The following is a 15,257-nucleotide window of genomic DNA, read 5'->3' on the forward strand; positions in this document are numbered from 1 at the left end:
CCGTTCATTCGCGAGGTGATGCCATGCCGAAGCACCCTGGATCCGGACAAGCGCTGCGCCGCATCGGCGCACACCTGGCGTTGACGCTCGGCGTCGTGGCCGTGCTGCCAGCCGCGGCGGAGCCCATCTTCAAGTGCGGGAAGGCCTATACCAACGTGCCGGCCGATGCCGGGCCGGCGAAGGCACGCTCCCGCGACTGCGTGCTGGTCGAAACCAGCGGCCAGCCCAAGGGAAAAAACGAGAACATCTCGCTCGACGGATCGAGGCAGATCACCGTGCCCATCGGCCAGGACGGCCGCTTCTGGATCCGTGGCTCGGTCAACGGCTTCCCGGTCCAGTTCGCGATCGACCGCGCCGCGACACTCAACACCGGCGTCGCCGTGAGCGAGGACTTCGCCGCCCGGGCGAACCTGATCGGCGGTACCCCGGCCTATATCCAGACCGCCGGGGCCGGCACGGACGCGCGCCGCATCGAACGCGTGCCCCTGACCTTCGGGCCCTTCCGGGTGCCGCAGGCAACCGTGGTGGTCGGCCAGCTCGGCGGCAAGTCGACCGACGCCGTGCTTGGTCCGGAACTGCTCTCGCTCTTCGACGTGACGGCCAACGACCGCGAGCTGACAATCGTCGGCAAGTAGGGTCAGCCGCCGGCGATCCGGCTCACCAGCGCCTTGGTGAAGGCCGCGGTCCCGGCGCTGCCGCCCAGGTCGCCGGTGCGCACCTTGTCGATGTTCAGGGTTTCGTCGATGGCCTTGCGCAGGCGCGTCGCCAGGTCCGGTAGCCGGCAGTGGTCGAGCATCAATGCGGCTGCCAGCAGCAGCGCCGTCGGATTTGCGATGCCCTTGCCGGCGATGTCCGGTGCGGAGCCGTGCACGGCCTCGAAGATGGCCGTTTGAGCGCCGATGTTGGCGCCGGGCGCCATGCCCAGGCCGCCCACCAGCCCCGCGACCAGGTCGGACAGGATGTCGCCGAAGAGGTTGGTCGTGACCAGCATGTCGAACTGCCATGGATTGAGCACCAGCTTCATCGCGCAGGCGTCGATGATGACCGTGTCGAGCTCGAATTTGCCCTTGTACTTGCGCTCGTACAGGTCGAGGCCGGTCTCCAGGAAGATGCCGGTCAGCGCCTTCATGATGTTGGCCTTGTGCACGATGGTGACCTTCTTGCGGCCGGTCGCGACGGCGGTTTCGAAGGCGAACTCCAGCAGGCGGCGGCTGCCCTGGCGCGTGTTGATGCCGGTGGCCATCGCCACCGCGTGGGGATCGCCGTCGATGGGCACGTAGTGCTCATGGCCGATGTACAGGCCCTCGAGGTTCTCTCGGACGACCACGAGGTCGATGTTGTCGAAGCGACCGCCGGGGATGATGGTGCGGGCCGGGCGCAGGTTGGCGTAAAGCTCGAACTCCTCGCGCAGGCGCACGTTGGAAGAGCGGTAGCCGCCGCCGGACGGCGTCTCCAACGGCCCCTTCAGCGCGAGGCGGGTGCGGCGGATGCTGTCCAGCGTGGCCGCTGGCAGCGGGTCGCCCGCCTGCTGCACGCCGGCGAGCCCGGCAATCTGGCGATCCCACTCGAAAGGCGCCTTCAGGGCGTCGAGGGCGGCGAGCGTGGCATCGACGATCTCGGGGCCGATGCCGTCCCCGGCGATCAGGGTTGCAGGAATGACATCGGACATGGGGGGACTCCAGAAAGTGGGAACGCGGTCGACGAGAGCGCCGCGAACGGCAGGATTATGAGCGGACAATCCAGGCCTCCTTTACCTTCGAGCGAGCCGCCGCCAGCGCCATGACCCGACTTGACGACCCCCTCCACGACGCCGAGATCGGCTCCCGCGACAGCACGCTCGATACGACTCGCATCGACGACGTGCGCATCGGTGCCGTGCGCCCCTTGATCACGCCTGCGCTGCTGCAGGAGCGCGTGCCGGTGCGCGACGACACGCTCGCCCTCGTGGAGGCCAGCCGCGCCGCGATCGCCGACGTGCTGCACGGCCGCGACGACCGGCTCGTGGTGGTTGTCGGGCCCTGCTCGATCCACGACCACGAGCAGGCGCTCGAATACGGGCACCGGCTGAAGGCCGTGGCCGACGAGCTGCACGACGACCTGCTGATCGTGATGCGAACCTACTTCGAGAAGCCGCGCACCACGGTGGGCTGGAAGGGCTACATCAACGACCCGCACCTGGACGGCAGCTTCGCGATCAACGAAGGGCTCGAGCGCGCGCGGCGCCTGCTGCTGGCGCTGACGACGATGGGCCTGCCGACCGGCACGGAGTTCCTCGACCTGCTGAGCCCGCAGTTCATCGCCGACCTGATCGCCTGGGGCGCCATCGGCGCCCGGACCACGGAGAGCCAGAGCCACCGCCAGCTGGCCTCGGGGCTGAGCTGCCCGGTGGGCTTCAAGAACGGCACCGACGGCAGCATCAAGGTCGCGGCCGACGCGATCCTCGCCGCGCGGGCGCCGCACGCCTTCATGGGCATGACGAAGATGGGCATGGCCGCCATCTTCGAGACCCGCGGCAACGATGACTGCCACGTCATCCTGCGCGGCGGCAAGACGCCCAACTACGCAGCCGCCGACGTGGCCGCGACCTGCGAGGCGCTGCGCGCGCTCGGCCTGCGCGAGCAGGTGATGATCGACGTCTCGCACGGCAACAGCAGCAAGCAGCACCGGCGCCAGATCGACGTCGCCGACGAGGTGGCCGGGCAGATCGCGGGCGGCGAACATCGCATCGCCGGCGTGATGATCGAAAGCCACCTGGAGGAAGGCCGGCAGGACCTGGTGCCCGGCGTGCCGCTGAAGCATGGGGTGTCGGTCACCGACGCGTGCATCGGCTTCTCGCAGACGGTGCCGGTGCTGCGGGGGCTCGCCGCGGCGGTGCGGTCGCGGCGGCAGGTTCGGGCTCGGGATCGGCAGAGCTAGCGAACCAGCGCCAGCACGTCCTTGAAGCGCGGGTGCTCGGCGGTGCGCACCCACTCGAAGCCGACCATCTCGGTGGTCACCAGCTCGGCACCTGCGCCGGCCAGGCGATCGAAGGCCGCATCGCGGTTGCGCTCGGTGCGGGAGCCGCAGGCGTCGGTCACGACCCACACTTCGAACTCGTCCTCGAGCAAGTCCAGCGCGGTCTGGAGCAGGCATACATGGGCCTCGCATCCGGCGATCACGACCGTGTTGCGCTCCTCGGCGGGCTGCTGCGCCTTCTGCAGATGCTTGGGCAGGCTGCGTGCATTGCCCTGGGGCGCCTTGGCTGGTGCGCGCAACCAGTCGGCCAGGCCTTCTTCCACGGCGCTGAAATGCATCTTGGGCAAGGTGCGCTGGCACAGGGCACGCAGCTCGGGCACGTTCTCGCCCAGCTTCGACGGGTTCTCCTCGGTGCCGAAGACCGGGACCTCCAGGAGGCGCGCCATGCGGCCCAGCCGCACTGCATTCGCGAGCACGGCCTGCGCTTCAAAGATGGCGGGCATCAGGCGCTGCTGGTAGTCGACCAGGACCAGTTGGGATTGCGAAGCGTCGAGCAGCATGGGAAGCGGATCTTTCGGGGAAGCGGCAGATGGGATCGGAAAGCCCAGACCGTACCACCGAACCAGCCGGCCCGAAGGGGTTCAGTCGGGCAGCAGGCGGATGAGCTTGCCGTCGGATTGATCGGTCAGCACATAGAGCAGGCCATCCGGCCCCTGCTTGACGTCCCGGATGCGGGCCCGGCCCTCCAGCAGGCGGTGCTCCGCCACGACCTTGCCGTCGCGCAGCTCGATGCGATCGAGGTAGCCGAACTTGAGCGAGCCCACGAACAAGTTGCCCTTCCAGGCCCCGCCATAACGGTCGCTGGTCAGGAAGGCCATGCCCGAAGGCGCGATCGAAGGCACCCAGTAGTGCAGCGGCTGCTCCATGCCTTCCTTGCGGGTGATGCCCTCCCCGATCTTGCCGCCGCCGTAGTTCTCGCCGTAGGTGATCACCGGCCAGCCATAGTTGCGTCCGGGCGCGGGGATGTTGATCTCGTCGCCGCCCTGCGGGCCGTGCTCGTGCATCCACAGCTTGCCGTCCGGCGCCAGTGTCGCGCCCTGCCCGTTGCGGTGTCCGTAGCTCCAGATCTCGGGCAATGCGCCGGGGCGGCGGACGAAGGGGTTGTCCGCGGGCGCCGTGCCATCCTTGGAAATGCGCACCAGCTTGCCCAGGTGGTTGTCGAGCGCCTGGGCGTCTTCCTTGCGGCTGAAGCGATCGCCCAGGGTCAGGAACAGGGTGCCGTCCTTCGCCTCGACGATGCGGCAGCCGAAATGAGCGCGGCTGGCGACCTTGGGGCGCTGGCTGAAGATGATGCGCAGATCGTCGAGGCGGTTGCCGTCCGCCGAGAGCTGCGCCCGCGCCAGTGCCGTGCCGTTCGCGGAACCGCCTGCTTCGGGCTCGGAGAAGCAAAAGTAAAGGGTGCGGTTCTTTTCGAAGTCCGAATCCGCCAGCACGTCCAGCAAGCCGCCCTGCCCGCCGGCCGCCACGGGCGGCACCCCCGCCAGCGGCGCGCCCAGCCTTCCGTCGGCTTCCACGACCCGCATGCGGCCGGCTTTTTCGGTCACCAGGAAGCGACCGGCCGGAAGAAAGGTCACGCCCCAGGGGTTTTCAAGGCCGGAAGCGACCAACTCCGGCCGCGGCGCCGCGGCGGCAGTGCCGGAGACGGCAGCCAGGACGCCAGCAGCCAGCAGCGTGGTCCGCAACAACGATGAGTGCATGAGAACCCTTTCAGTTGGGTACTAGAAAAAATTCGTACAACCGCAGTTCATCAATTCAAAACTTTTGGATTACAGGCTTGTAAAAACTTATCCGTCATAACTTGAACTTTACAATTCACCGAAATTCAGTTCTTCCAAATCCCATTTGCGACAATGGGTTACATGCATAATCGCGACTTCGCATGAAATTGACACGGCTTTTTGTCATCCATATCCTACGCGCCATGCGATTTTTCCTACTGCCCGCCTGCCTCATGATTGCCTTTGCGGCACATGCCCTGCCGCAACAGGACCCACAGGAAGATCTGGACGCCATGGTGACCGACAAGGGCGTCATCAGCCAGTTCCACCAGGTCCGGCAGACCGTGGTGGCCCGCACTTCCGACCTCGTCGTGACGGCCATCGGATTCCTTGGCGTCCCTTACCGGCGCGGCGGCAACACGGCGGAGACGGGCTTCGACTGCAGCGGCTTCGTCCGCGCCATGTACAACCAGACGGTGGGCCACCTGCTGCCGCGCCGCGCCGAAGAACAGGCCGCCGCCACGCAGAAGATCGACCGCAGCGACCTGAAGCCAGGCGACCTGGTGTTCTTCAACACCATGCGCCGCGCCTTCAGCCACGTGGGGATCTATGTCGGCGACGGCAAGTTCATCCACGCGCCCCGGACCGGCGCCGAAGTGCGGGTCGAGAGCATGAACGGCAGCTACTGGCAACGCCGCTTCAACGGCGCCCGGCGCGTGCTGTCCACGCAGGACGAGGTCAAGACCGGCAGCGGCGACTGAGCGCCTCGGGCGTTCATAAAAAAACCCGCCCATGGCGGGTTTTTTTATTGCTCCGGTCGCGCGCGCGGCCTAGCTGCTGCGCTTGACCGGCGGCAGGTCGGTGCAGCTGCCATGCGCGGCTTCCGCCGCCAGGCCGATGCTTTCGCCCAGCGTCGGGTGCGGATGGATGGTCTTGCCGATGTCGATGGCATCGGCGCCCATCTCGATCGCCAGGGCAATCTCCCCGATCATGTCGCCGGCATGGGTGCCGACGATGCCGCCGCCGACGATGCGATGCGATTCCGCGTCGAACAGCAGCTTGGTGAAGCCCTCGTCGCGACCGTTGGCGATCGCGCGGCCCGAAGCCGTCCATGGGAACAGGCCCTTCTCGATCTTCACGCCTTCGGCCTTGGCCTGGTCCTCGGTGAGGCCGACCCAGGCCACCTCGGGGTCGGTGTAGGCCACGCTCGGGATCACGCGGGCATTGAAGCCCGCGCTCGCGAGTTCCTTGTCGCCCTTCTGCTCGCCGGCGATCACCTCGGCCGCCACATGCGCCTCGTGCACCGCCTTGTGCTCCAGCATGGGCTGGCCCACGATGTCGCCGACGGCGAAGATGTGCGGCACGTTGGTGCGCATCTGGATGTCGACCGGGATGAAGCCGCGCTCACTGACGGCCACGCCGGCCTTCTCGGCGCCGATCTTCCTGCCGTTGGGGCTGCGGCCCACGGCCTGGAGCACGAGGTCGTAGAGCTGCGGCTCCTTCGGCGCCTGCTCGCCTTCGAACATCACGCGGATGCCGTCCTTGGTCGCCTCGGCGCCGACCGTCTTGGTCTTGAGCATGATGTTGTCGAAGCGCGGCGCATTGAGCTTCTGCCAGACCTTGACCAGGTCGCGGTCGGCGCCGGTCATCAGCCCGTCCAGCATCTCGACCACGTCGAGCCGAGCGCCCAGCGTGGAGTAGACCGAGCCCATTTCCAGGCCGATGATCCCGCCGCCCAGGATCAGCATGCGCTTGGGCTCGAAGCCCAGTTCCAGCGCGCCGGTGGAGTCGACGATCCGCGGGTCCTTCGGCATGAAGGGCAGGTGCACAGCCTGCGAGCCGGCCGCGATGATGCAGTGGCGGAACTTGACGGTCTTCGCGCTACCGGTCGCGTCCTTGCCGTCGCCGGAGGTTTCCTGCACCTTGACGTGGTACGGATCGACGAACTCGCCGATGCCGCGCACGGTGGTCACCTTGCGCATCTTGGCCATCGCGGCGAGGCCGCCGGTGAGCTTGCCGACCACCTTGTTCTTGCGTGCCAGCAGCTTGGCGCGGTCGATGACCGGCTCGTTGTAGGCAACGCCGAAGTCGGCGAAATGCTTGACCTCGTCGATGACCGCCGCGACGTGCAGCAGCGCTTTCGAAGGAATGCATCCGACGTTGAGGCAGACGCCGCCCAACGTCGCGTAGCGCTCGACCAGCACCACCTTGAGCCCGAGGTCGGCCGCGCGGAAGGCGGCCGAATAGCCCCCGGGGCCGGCGCCGAGCACCAGCAGGTCGCATTCGAGGTCGACCGCGCCGGTGTAGCTGCCGGCAGGTGCCGGGGCCGGCGCGGGCGCTGCGGGCTTGGGCGCCGATGCGGCCGGCGCAGGCGCAGGCGAAGCGGACGCAGGTGCCGGCGCGGCAGCGCCGGCCTCGGCCGCATCCACCGTCAGCACGACCGAGCCTTCGCTTACCTTGTCGCCCACCTTCACTGCCACCGACTTGACGACGCCGGCATGTGAGGACGGGATCTCCATCGAGGCCTTGTCGGACTCGACAGTGACCAGCGACTGCTCGACCTTGATGGTGTCGCCCGCCTTGACGAGCACCTCGATGACCGCGACCTCCGCGAAATCGCCGATGTCCGGAACCTTGACTTGCACTTCGCTCATGGTCGGCACCTCAGAGAAGGACACGGCGGAAGTCCGCGAGGACCTGACCGAGGTAGGCGTTGAAGCGCGCGGCGGAGGCGCCATCGATCACGCGGTGGTCGTAGGACAGCGACAGCGGCAGGGTCAGCCGCGGCACGAACTGCTTGCCGTCCCACACAGGCTTCATCGCGCTCTTGGACAGGCCCAGGATCGCGACCTCCGGCGCATTGATGATCGGCGTGAAATGCGTGCCGCCGATGCCGCCCAGCGAGCTGATGGAGAAGCAGCCGCCCGTCATGTCGGCCGCGCCCAGCTTGCCGTCGCGCGCCTTCTTGGCGAGCTCGCCCATTTCCTGGCTGATCTGCAGCACGCCCTTCTTGTCGGCGTCCTTGAGCACCGGGACGACCAGCCCGTTGGGCGTGTCGGCGGCAAAGCCGATGTTGAAATACTGCTTGTAGACGAGCTGGTCGCCGTCGAGGCTGGTGTTGAACTCGGGGAACTTCTTCAGCGCCGAGACCACGGCCTTGATCACGAAGGCCAGCATGGTCACCTTGACGCCGGACTTCTCGTTCTCCTTATTGGTCGAGACGCGGAAGGCCTCGAGCTCGGTGATGTCCGCCTCGTCGTTGTTGGTGACGTGCGGGATCATGACCCAGTTGCGGTGCAGGTTGGCGCCGCTGAGCTTCTTGATGCGCGACAGGTCCTTGCGCTCGACCTGGCCGAACTTGGTGAAGTCGACCTTGGGCCAGGGCAGCAGGCCCAGCGCCTCGCCGCCGCCCGCCGGCGCCTTGGAGCCTGCGGCCTTGGTGCTGGCCGCGCCGCTCATCACCGCACGGGTGAAGTTCTGCACGTCCTCCTGCGTGATGCGGCCCTTGAGGCCGCTGCCCTTGACCTCCTCGAGCGGCACGCCGAGCTCGCGGGCGAACTTGCGCACCGAAGGGGACGCATGGGGAAGCTTGCCGCTGGGCGCCACGGTCGGGTCGTGCGCGGGGGCAGTTGCCGGGGCGGGTGAAGAGGCCTGTGCCGCGGAAGCTGCCGCGGCCGGAGCGCTGGCCGGTGGTGGCGCCGATACCGGCGCAGGCGCCGCGGGCGCGGTGCCGCCCGCGGAACCTTCGAGGATCGCGACCAGGTCACCCACATTGACCTTGTCGCCGACCTTGACCTTGAGCTCCTTCAGCACGCCGGCTGCCGACGAGGGGATCTCCATCGAGGCCTTGTCCGACTCGACCGTGATGAGCGACTGCTCTTCCTTGATCGTGTCGCCGGGTTTCACCAGCACCTCGATGACGGCGACGTCCTTGAAGTCGCCGATGTCGGGCACCTTGACCTCCACCGGCCCCGCCGCCGCGGGAGCGGGCGCCGCAGCTGCGGCAGCCGCCGGTGCGGCGGCGGCAGGCGCCGGTGCCGCTGCAGCCGGCGCGGGGGCCGCCGCCGGCGCGGGGGCAGCCGCGGCGCCCTCGCCTTCCAGCACCAGCACGACCGAGCCTTCTTTGACCTTGCTGCCGACGCCGACCTTGAGTTCCCTGACCACGCCGGCCGTGCTCGACGGAATCTCCATCGAGGCCTTGTCCGACTCCACCGTGATGAGCGACTGCTCGGGCTTCACCGTGTCGCCGACCTTCACCAGCACTTCGATCACCGCGACTTCGTCGAAATCGCCGATGTCCGGCACCTTCACTTCCACTGTTGCCATGTCGTGTCTCCCGCCCTAGAGGCGCAGATGGTTGTTGCTTGTTGTTTACGCGTAGAGCGGGTTGATCTTGTCGGCGTTGATGCCGTACTTCTTGATCGCTTCCGCCACCTTGGCGGCAGGGACCGCGCCGTCGTCGGCGAGCGCCTTGAGCGAGGCCACGACGATGTAATGGCGGTTGACCTCGAAGTGCTCGCGCAGCTTGTTGCGGAAGTCGCTGCGGCCGAAGCCGTCAGTGCCCAGCACGCGATAGCTGCGATCCTTCGGGATGAAGGGTCGGATCTGCTCGGCGTAGGCCTTCATGTAATCGGTCGACGCGACGACCGGGCCGGTGGTCTTGGACAGCTGCTCGGTCGCGAAGGGCACGCGCGGCGTCTCGGTCGGGTGCAGCAGGTTCCAGCGGTCGGCGTCCTGGCCGTCGCGGGTGAGCTCGTTGAAGCTCGGGCAGCTCCACACCGAGGCGGCCACGCCCCAGTCCTGCGCCAGCAATTCCTGCGCGGCGATGCTCTCGCGCAGGATGGTGCCGCTGCCGAGCAGTTGCACGGCCGGCGCTTCCTTGCCCTTGGCAGCCTTGACCGCCGGCGCCTGCTTGCACAGGTACATGCCCTTGATGATCTGCTCCTCGGTGCCGGGCTGCAGGCCGGGCATCGCGTAGTTCTCGTTGAGCAGCGTCAGGTAGTAGTAGACGTTGTCCTGCTTCTCCACCATGCGCCTCAGGCCGTGGTGCAGGATCACGCCGACCTCGTGGGCGAAGGTCGGGTCGTAGCTCACGCAATTCGGAATCGTGTTGGCGAGGATGTGGCTGTGGCCGTCCTCGTGCTGCAGGCCCTCGCCGTTGAGCGTGGTGCGCCCCGAGGTGCCGCCCAGCAGGAAGCCGCGCGCCTGCATGTCGCCTGCGGCCCAGGCCAGGTCGCCGATGCGCTGGAAGCCGAACATCGAGTAGTACACGTAGAAGGGCACCATGATGCGGTTGTTGGTGCTGTACGAGGTGGCCGCCGCGATCCAGCTCGACATGCCGCCCGCCTCGTTGATGCCTTCCTGCAGGATCTGGCCCGCCTTGTCCTCCTTGTAGTACATGACCTGGTCCTTGTCGACCGGGGTGTACTGCTGGCCATCGGGGTTGTAGATGCCGACCTGGCGGAACAGGCCTTCCATGCCGAAGGTGCGCGCCTCGTCGACCAGGATCGGCACCACGCGCGGGCCCAGCGCCTTGTCGCGCAGCAGCTGCGTGAGGAAGCGCACGTAGGCCTGGGTCGTGGAGATCTCGCGGCCCTCGGCCGTGGGCTCCAGCACCGCCTTGAAGGTGTCCAGCGAAGGCACGGAGAAGCTCTCGTCGGCCTTGGTGCGGCGATGCGGCAGGTAGCCGCCCAGCGCCTTGCGGCGCTCGTGCAGGTACTTCATTTCCGGGGTGTCGTCGGCCGGCTTGTAGAAAGGCAGGTCGCCGATCTGGCTGTCGGGAATCGGGATGTTGAAGCGGTCGCGGAAAGCCTTGATGTCCTCGTCGCCGAGCTTCTTGGTCTGGTGGACCGTGTTCTTGCCCTCGCCGATCTTGCCCATGCCGAAGCCCTTGACGGTCTTGATCAGCAGCACGGTCGGCTGGCCGGTATGCTTGACGGCCGCCGCGAAGGCCGCATAGACCTTCTGCGAATCGTGCCCGCCGCGGCGCAGGTTCCAGATCTCGTCGTCGCTCATCTTGGCGACCATCTCCAGCGTGCGCGGATCGCGGCCGAAGAAGTGCTTGCGCACGTAGGCGCCGTCGTTGGCCTTGAACGACTGGTAGTCGCCGTCGTTCGTCTCCATCATGATCTTGCGCAGCGCGCCGTCCTTGTCGCGCGCCAGCAGCGGGTCCCAGCTGCTGCCCCAGATCAGCTTGATCACGTTCCAGCCCGAACCGCGGAACTCGCCTTCCAGTTCCTGGATGATCTTTCCGTTGCCGCGCACCGGGCCGTCCAGGCGCTGCAGGTTGCAGTTGATGACGAAGATCAGGTTGTCGAGGCGCTCGCGCGCCGCCAGGCTGATGGCACCCAGCGACTCGACCTCGTCCATCTCGCCGTCGCCGCAGAACACCCATACCTTGCGGTTCTCGGTATTCGCGATGCCGCGCGCATGCAGGTACTTGAGGAAGCGCGCCTGGTAGATCGCCATCAGCGGGCCGAGGCCCATCGAGACGGTGGGGAACTGCCAGAACTCGGGCATCAGCTTCGGATGGGGGTAGCTCGACAGGCCCTTGCCGTCGACCTCCTGCCGGAAGTTGAGCAACTGCTCCTCGGTCAAGCGGCCTTCGAGGTAGGCGCGCGCATAGATGCCGGGCGAGACATGACCCTGGATGTACAGGCAGTCCCCGCCGTGGTTTTCGCTCTCGGCATGCCAGAAGTGGTTGAAGCCGGCGCCGAACATGTTGGCCAGCGAGGCGAAGGAGCCGATGTGGCCGCCCAGGTCGCCACCCTCGGGCGGGTGGTGGCGGTTGGCCTTTACCACCATGGCCATCGCGTTCCAGCGCATATAGGCGCGCAGGCGCTCCTCGACCTCGAGGTTGCCCGGGCAGCGCTCCTCCTGGTCCGGTTCGATGGTGTTGACGTAGGCGGTGTTGGCGGAAAACGGCTTGTCGATGCTGCTCTGGCGCGCGTGTTCCAGCAGCTGCTCGAGCAGGAAGTGCGCGCGATCGGGCCCCTCGCTTTCGATCACGGCGGACAAAGCGTCCATCCACTCGCGGGTTTCCTGGGCATCAGTGTCGTTCGCAGCGGAACCGAACCGGTTCTCGGGAATTGCCGACATGCTTGTCTCCTTTTTGGGGGGTGTGGCTGGGTAATTTAGTGCCGGATCCGGCAGCGCGCGGGAGTTTCTCACATAAATATCGCAATTTCAAATAGTGCGTGTCGTTTTCTTATAGTGAAATTCATGGGGTTTCATAGATGGAGAAGTGAATCTCCCGGCCCCTTTACAAGCCATGTCACTGGCCCCCCGCCCTTCCCCCGGAAGGGCCTTCCCCTACACTCGCGCGATGCCCTTCTCCTCCCCGATCGCGGTGGCGCGCAGCGCCGTCAAGGCGTCGCCGCTGTCCTGGTGGCGGCGCTGGTGGCGCCGCCAGACGCCGGTGCTGCAGGACGCGGTGGCGATGCTGGCTCCGCTGGCGGCGGTGCTGCTGTTCCTGGCCGCGATCGTCGCGGCCTTCTGGTACCTCCGCGCGGAGGAGCTGGAGCGAGAGCAGGAGTCGGTGAAGCGCGATGTCGAGTACGCCCAGCAGCGCGTGCGCCTGCGCCTCCTGGAGCGGCAGGAACAGCTGATGCGGCTTGCGCGCGACGCCTCCAACCGCGAGATCGACGCGACCGAGTTCGCGAGCCGGGCGGAGTCGCTGGTCAGCCAGTTTCCCGAGCTGCAGGCGATCAGCTGGATCGACGACCGGCGCCGCTTCAAGGCCGGCTACGCCGCGCCCAGCATCCACCCGGCCCAGCAGCACGCCGTGGGCGACGTGCTGCGGCCGGGCGACATCGAAAGCAACTACGCCCTGGCGCGCGAGCTGCGCCAGCCTGTGTTCTCGCAGCCGGTGGCGGGCGGCGATCCGACGGCGATGCTGCAGCTGCACATTCCCTTCTTCGACCAGGGCCTGTTCGCGGGCGAGGTGCTGGGCGAGTTCTCGATCGACGGAATCCTGCGCTACGGCATGCCCTCGGAAGTGTCGGCGCGCTATGCGGTGTCGCTGCTCGACGCCAAGGGCGGGCTGATCGCCGGCAACACGGTGGCCAGCCCACGGGAGGCCGAGGCCCGCCTGCTGCCCTGGACCGAGCAGACCAACGAGTACGAGGTGCCGGTGTCGCCGGTGGGCAATGCGCTGGTGCTGCGGGCGCAGGCCTACCGCACCTCGCAGGGCGTGGTCGGCAACGGGCTGTTCTGGCTGGTCGGCGCGCTCAGCGTGCTCACGAGCTGGATGCTGATCGGCACCTGGCGCCACACGCGGCGGCGGCTGCAGGCCCAGCAGGCGCTGGTGGCCGAGACCAACTTCCGGCGCGCCATGGAAAACTCCATGCTCACCGGCATGCGCGTGCTCGACCTCGAGGGCCGCATCACCTACGTCAACGCCGCCTTCTGCGCGATGACCGGCTGGGACGAAAGCGAGCTGGTCGGCCAGACGCCGCCGTTCCCCTATTGGCTGGAATCCGACCGCGAAATCATGAACGAGCGGCTCGAGGAAGAGCTGCACGGCCGCGCCCTGCCCGGCGGCTTCCAGGTGCGCGTCAAGCGCAAGAACGGTACCGTCTTCAACGCCCGCCTCTACGTGTCGCCCTTGATCGACGCGCGCGGCCACCAGACCGGCTGGATGACCTCGATGACCGACATCACCGAGCCGACCCGCATCCGCGAGCAGCTCTCGGCCTCCTACGAGCGCTTCACCACCGTGCTCGAAGCGCTGGACGCCTCGGTGTCGGTGGCGCCGCTCGGCAGCGAGGAACTGCTGTTCGCCAACAAGCTGTACCGGCTCTGGTTCGGCTCCGACACCGTGGGCCACCTGGGCATGGTGGCGCAGGCCGGCGTACCGGCCTCGCACGCACACGACGATGCGCTCGACGACGTCGACCCCTTCGCCGGCCTGCCGATCGACCAGTTGACCGCGGCGCAGCCGGCCAACAACGAGATCTTCGTGCCCGAGCTGGGCAAGTGGCTGGAGGTGCGCTCGCGCTACCTGACCTGGGTCGACGGCCGCCTGGCACAACTGGTGATCGCGACTGACATCACGCCGCGCCGCATGGCCGAGGACCTGTCGGCTGCGCAGGCGGACCGCGCGCAGGCCGCCAGCCGCCTCATCACGATGGGCGAGATGGCCTCCAGCGTGGCCCACGAGCTCAACCAGCCGCTGACCGCGATCACCAACTACTGCAACGGGATGATGTCGCGCATCCGCGGCCAGCAGATCGATTCGGATGCCCTGCTGGCGGCGCTGGACAAGACCGCCAAGCAGGCGCAGCGGGCCGGCCAGATCATCCAGCGCATCCGCTCCTTTGTGAAGCGCAGCGAGCCCAACCGCACGCCGGCCGAGGTGTCGACCATGGTGAGCGAGGCTGTCGAGCTCGCCGGCATCGAGCTCAGGCGCCGCAACGTGCGCCTCAACCACTATGTGGCGGCGCGCCTGCCGGTGGTGCGGGTCGATCCGATCCTGATCGAGCAGGTGATGGTGAACCTGCTGAAGAACGCGGCCGAGTCCATCGACCTGGCCGAACGGCCGCTGGCGCGCCGCAGCGTCGAGCTGCGCGTGCTGCCCAAGGTGATCGACGGTCAGAACGCCATCGAGTTCTCGGTGCAGGACACCGGCATGGGCCTCGCACCGGAAGTGATGGACCGGCTCTACGAGGCCTTCTTCTCCACCAAGCCCGAGGGCATGGGCATCGGGCTCAACCTCTGCCGCACCATCGTCGAGTCGCACCGCGGCCGGATGCGGGCGGAGAACATCTACAATGGCCCGGACGTGGTCGGATGCCGTTTTTCCTTCTGGATTCCGGTGTTGGACGCTATTGATTCCGTAGCAAGCAACGAGGCGAAAGTACCCGCATGAGTTTGATTCCGAAGAAGGGCACGGTCTATGTCGTCGACGACGACGAAGCAGTCCGCGATTCGTTGCAATGGCTGCTCGAAGGCAAGGACTACCGCGTTCGCTGCTTCGATTCGGCCGAGTCTTTCCTCTCGCGCTACGATCCGCGCGAGGTCGCTTGCCTGATCGTCGACATCCGCATGGCCGGCATGTCGGGCATCGAGCTGCAGGATCGCCTGATCGAGCGGCGCTCGCCGCTCCCCATCGTCGTCATCACCGGCCATGGCGACGTGCCGATGGCGGTCGACAGCATGAAGAAGGGCGCGATGGACTTCATCCAGAAGCCCTTCAACGACGAGGCCCTGGTGGCGCTGGTCGAACGCATGCTCGAACACGCGCGCGGCGCCTTCGCGCAACACCAGCAGTCGGCCAGCCGCGACGCACTGCTGTCCAAGCTGACCGGCCGCGAAGCCCAGGTGCTGGAGCGCATCGTGGCCGGCCGGCTCAACAAGCAGATCGCCGACGACCTGGGCATCAGCATCAAGACCGTCGAAGCGCACCGCGCCAACATCATGGAAAAGCTCAACGCCAACACGGTGGCCGACCTGCTCAAGATCGCCTTGGGCCAGGCCGCACCGGCCAAAGCCTGACGGCCATCGTGGCCATAGCCACAATCAAAT

At 67.2% G+C, this 15,257-nt stretch carries 11 protein-coding genes; 5 read left to right on the forward strand and 6 right to left on the reverse strand.

Annotated elements, in window-relative coordinates; all coding sequences use genetic code 11:
• Positions 1-23: 23 nt before the first annotated feature.
• A complete protein-coding gene (locus E5P3_RS20150; protein WP_162587594.1) occupies positions 24-635 on the forward strand; it encodes an aspartyl protease family protein in 612 nt (203 codons plus the stop codon).
• A gap of 2 nt (positions 636-637) precedes the next feature.
• Here E5P3_RS20150 and E5P3_RS20155 read toward each other — a convergent pair whose 3' ends face one another.
• Complete coding sequence (locus E5P3_RS20155) at positions 638-1,669, reverse strand: isocitrate/isopropylmalate dehydrogenase family protein (RefSeq protein ID WP_162587595.1); 1,032 nt, start codon at positions 1,667-1,669, stop codon at positions 638-640.
• A gap of 110 nt (positions 1,670-1,779) precedes the next feature.
• Between E5P3_RS20155 and E5P3_RS20160 the strand changes: the two genes are divergently transcribed.
• Positions 1,780-2,916, forward strand: coding sequence for a 3-deoxy-7-phosphoheptulonate synthase (locus tag E5P3_RS20160; RefSeq protein ID WP_162587596.1), 1,137 nt, complete (start codon positions 1,780-1,782; stop codon positions 2,914-2,916).
• Here E5P3_RS20160 and E5P3_RS20165 read toward each other — a convergent pair.
• Both E5P3_RS20165 and E5P3_RS20170 read right to left on the reverse strand, forming a co-directional pair.
• Positions 2,913-3,515, reverse strand: coding sequence for an isochorismatase family protein (locus E5P3_RS20165; RefSeq protein WP_162587597.1), 603 nt, complete (start codon positions 3,513-3,515; stop codon positions 2,913-2,915). The genes E5P3_RS20160 and E5P3_RS20165 overlap by 4 nt on opposite strands.
• A gap of 81 nt (positions 3,516-3,596) precedes the next feature.
• Positions 3,597-4,712: a PQQ-dependent sugar dehydrogenase gene (locus E5P3_RS20170; RefSeq protein ID WP_162587598.1), complete on the reverse strand. Its 1,116-nt coding sequence runs from the start codon at positions 4,710-4,712 to the stop codon at positions 3,597-3,599.
• Between the two features lie 224 nt (positions 4,713-4,936).
• On the opposite strand from E5P3_RS20170, the gene E5P3_RS20175 reads away from it, so the two are divergent.
• Positions 4,937-5,494 (forward strand): C40 family peptidase, encoded by a 558-nt coding sequence (locus E5P3_RS20175; RefSeq protein WP_162587599.1) that lies wholly within the window; start codon positions 4,937-4,939, stop codon positions 5,492-5,494.
• Between the two features lie 69 nt (positions 5,495-5,563).
• On the opposite strand, the gene lpdA is transcribed toward E5P3_RS20175, so the two are convergent.
• The 3 genes from lpdA to aceE are packed head-to-tail and all read right to left on the reverse strand — an operon-like array spanning position 5,564 to position 11,831.
• Entirely contained in the window at positions 5,564-7,387 is a 1,824-nt protein-coding gene (lpdA, locus tag E5P3_RS20180; RefSeq protein ID WP_162587600.1) for a dihydrolipoyl dehydrogenase, read from the reverse strand.
• 10 nt (positions 7,388-7,397) lie between these two features.
• The gene (gene aceF, locus E5P3_RS20185; RefSeq protein WP_162587601.1) at positions 7,398-9,059 is read right to left on the reverse strand and encodes a dihydrolipoyllysine-residue acetyltransferase; all 1,662 of its coding nucleotides are present in this window, start codon (positions 9,057-9,059) and stop codon (positions 7,398-7,400) included.
• Between the two features lie 45 nt (positions 9,060-9,104).
• Positions 9,105-11,831 (reverse strand): pyruvate dehydrogenase (acetyl-transferring), homodimeric type, encoded by a 2,727-nt coding sequence (gene aceE, locus E5P3_RS20190; RefSeq protein WP_162587602.1) that lies wholly within the window; start codon positions 11,829-11,831, stop codon positions 9,105-9,107.
• Positions 11,832-12,057: 226 nt separating this feature from the next.
• Here aceE and E5P3_RS20195 point away from each other — a divergent pair, with 226 nt between their 5' ends.
• Positions 12,058-14,601, forward strand: coding sequence for a PAS domain-containing sensor histidine kinase (locus E5P3_RS20195; RefSeq protein WP_162587603.1), 2,544 nt, complete (start codon positions 12,058-12,060; stop codon positions 14,599-14,601).
• Complete coding sequence (locus E5P3_RS20200) at positions 14,598-15,227, forward strand: response regulator transcription factor (protein ID WP_068672826.1); 630 nt, start codon at positions 14,598-14,600, stop codon at positions 15,225-15,227. The genes E5P3_RS20195 and E5P3_RS20200 overlap by 4 nt, the downstream gene beginning before the upstream one ends.
• Positions 15,228-15,257 lie beyond the last annotated feature (30 nt).

This window comes from Variovorax sp. RA8 (genome assembly GCF_901827175.1).
Lineage (GTDB): Bacteria > Pseudomonadota > Gammaproteobacteria > Burkholderiales > Burkholderiaceae_C > Variovorax.

Coding starts and splice junctions, on each gene's coding strand:
- E5P3_RS20150 (WP_162587594.1), top strand. CDS start 24: ATGCCGAAGCACCCTGGATCCGGACAAGCGCTGCGCCGCATCGGCGCA.
- E5P3_RS20155 (WP_162587595.1), bottom strand. CDS start 1,669: ATGTCCGATGTCATTCCTGCAACCCTGATCGCCGGGGACGGCATCGGC.
- E5P3_RS20160 (WP_162587596.1), top strand. CDS start 1,780: ATGACCCGACTTGACGACCCCCTCCACGACGCCGAGATCGGCTCCCGC.
- E5P3_RS20165 (WP_162587597.1), bottom strand. CDS start 3,515: ATGCTGCTCGACGCTTCGCAATCCCAACTGGTCCTGGTCGACTACCAG.
- E5P3_RS20170 (WP_162587598.1), bottom strand. CDS start 4,712: ATGCACTCATCGTTGTTGCGGACCACGCTGCTGGCTGCTGGCGTCCTG.
- E5P3_RS20175 (WP_162587599.1), top strand. CDS start 4,937: ATGCGATTTTTCCTACTGCCCGCCTGCCTCATGATTGCCTTTGCGGCA.
- lpdA (WP_162587600.1), bottom strand. CDS start 7,387: ATGAGCGAAGTGCAAGTCAAGGTTCCGGACATCGGCGATTTCGCGGAG.
- aceF (WP_162587601.1), bottom strand. CDS start 9,059: ATGGCAACAGTGGAAGTGAAGGTGCCGGACATCGGCGATTTCGACGAA.
- aceE (WP_162587602.1), bottom strand. CDS start 11,831: ATGTCGGCAATTCCCGAGAACCGGTTCGGTTCCGCTGCGAACGACACT.
- E5P3_RS20195 (WP_162587603.1), top strand. CDS start 12,058: ATGCCCTTCTCCTCCCCGATCGCGGTGGCGCGCAGCGCCGTCAAGGCG.
- E5P3_RS20200 (WP_068672826.1), top strand. CDS start 14,598: ATGAGTTTGATTCCGAAGAAGGGCACGGTCTATGTCGTCGACGACGAC.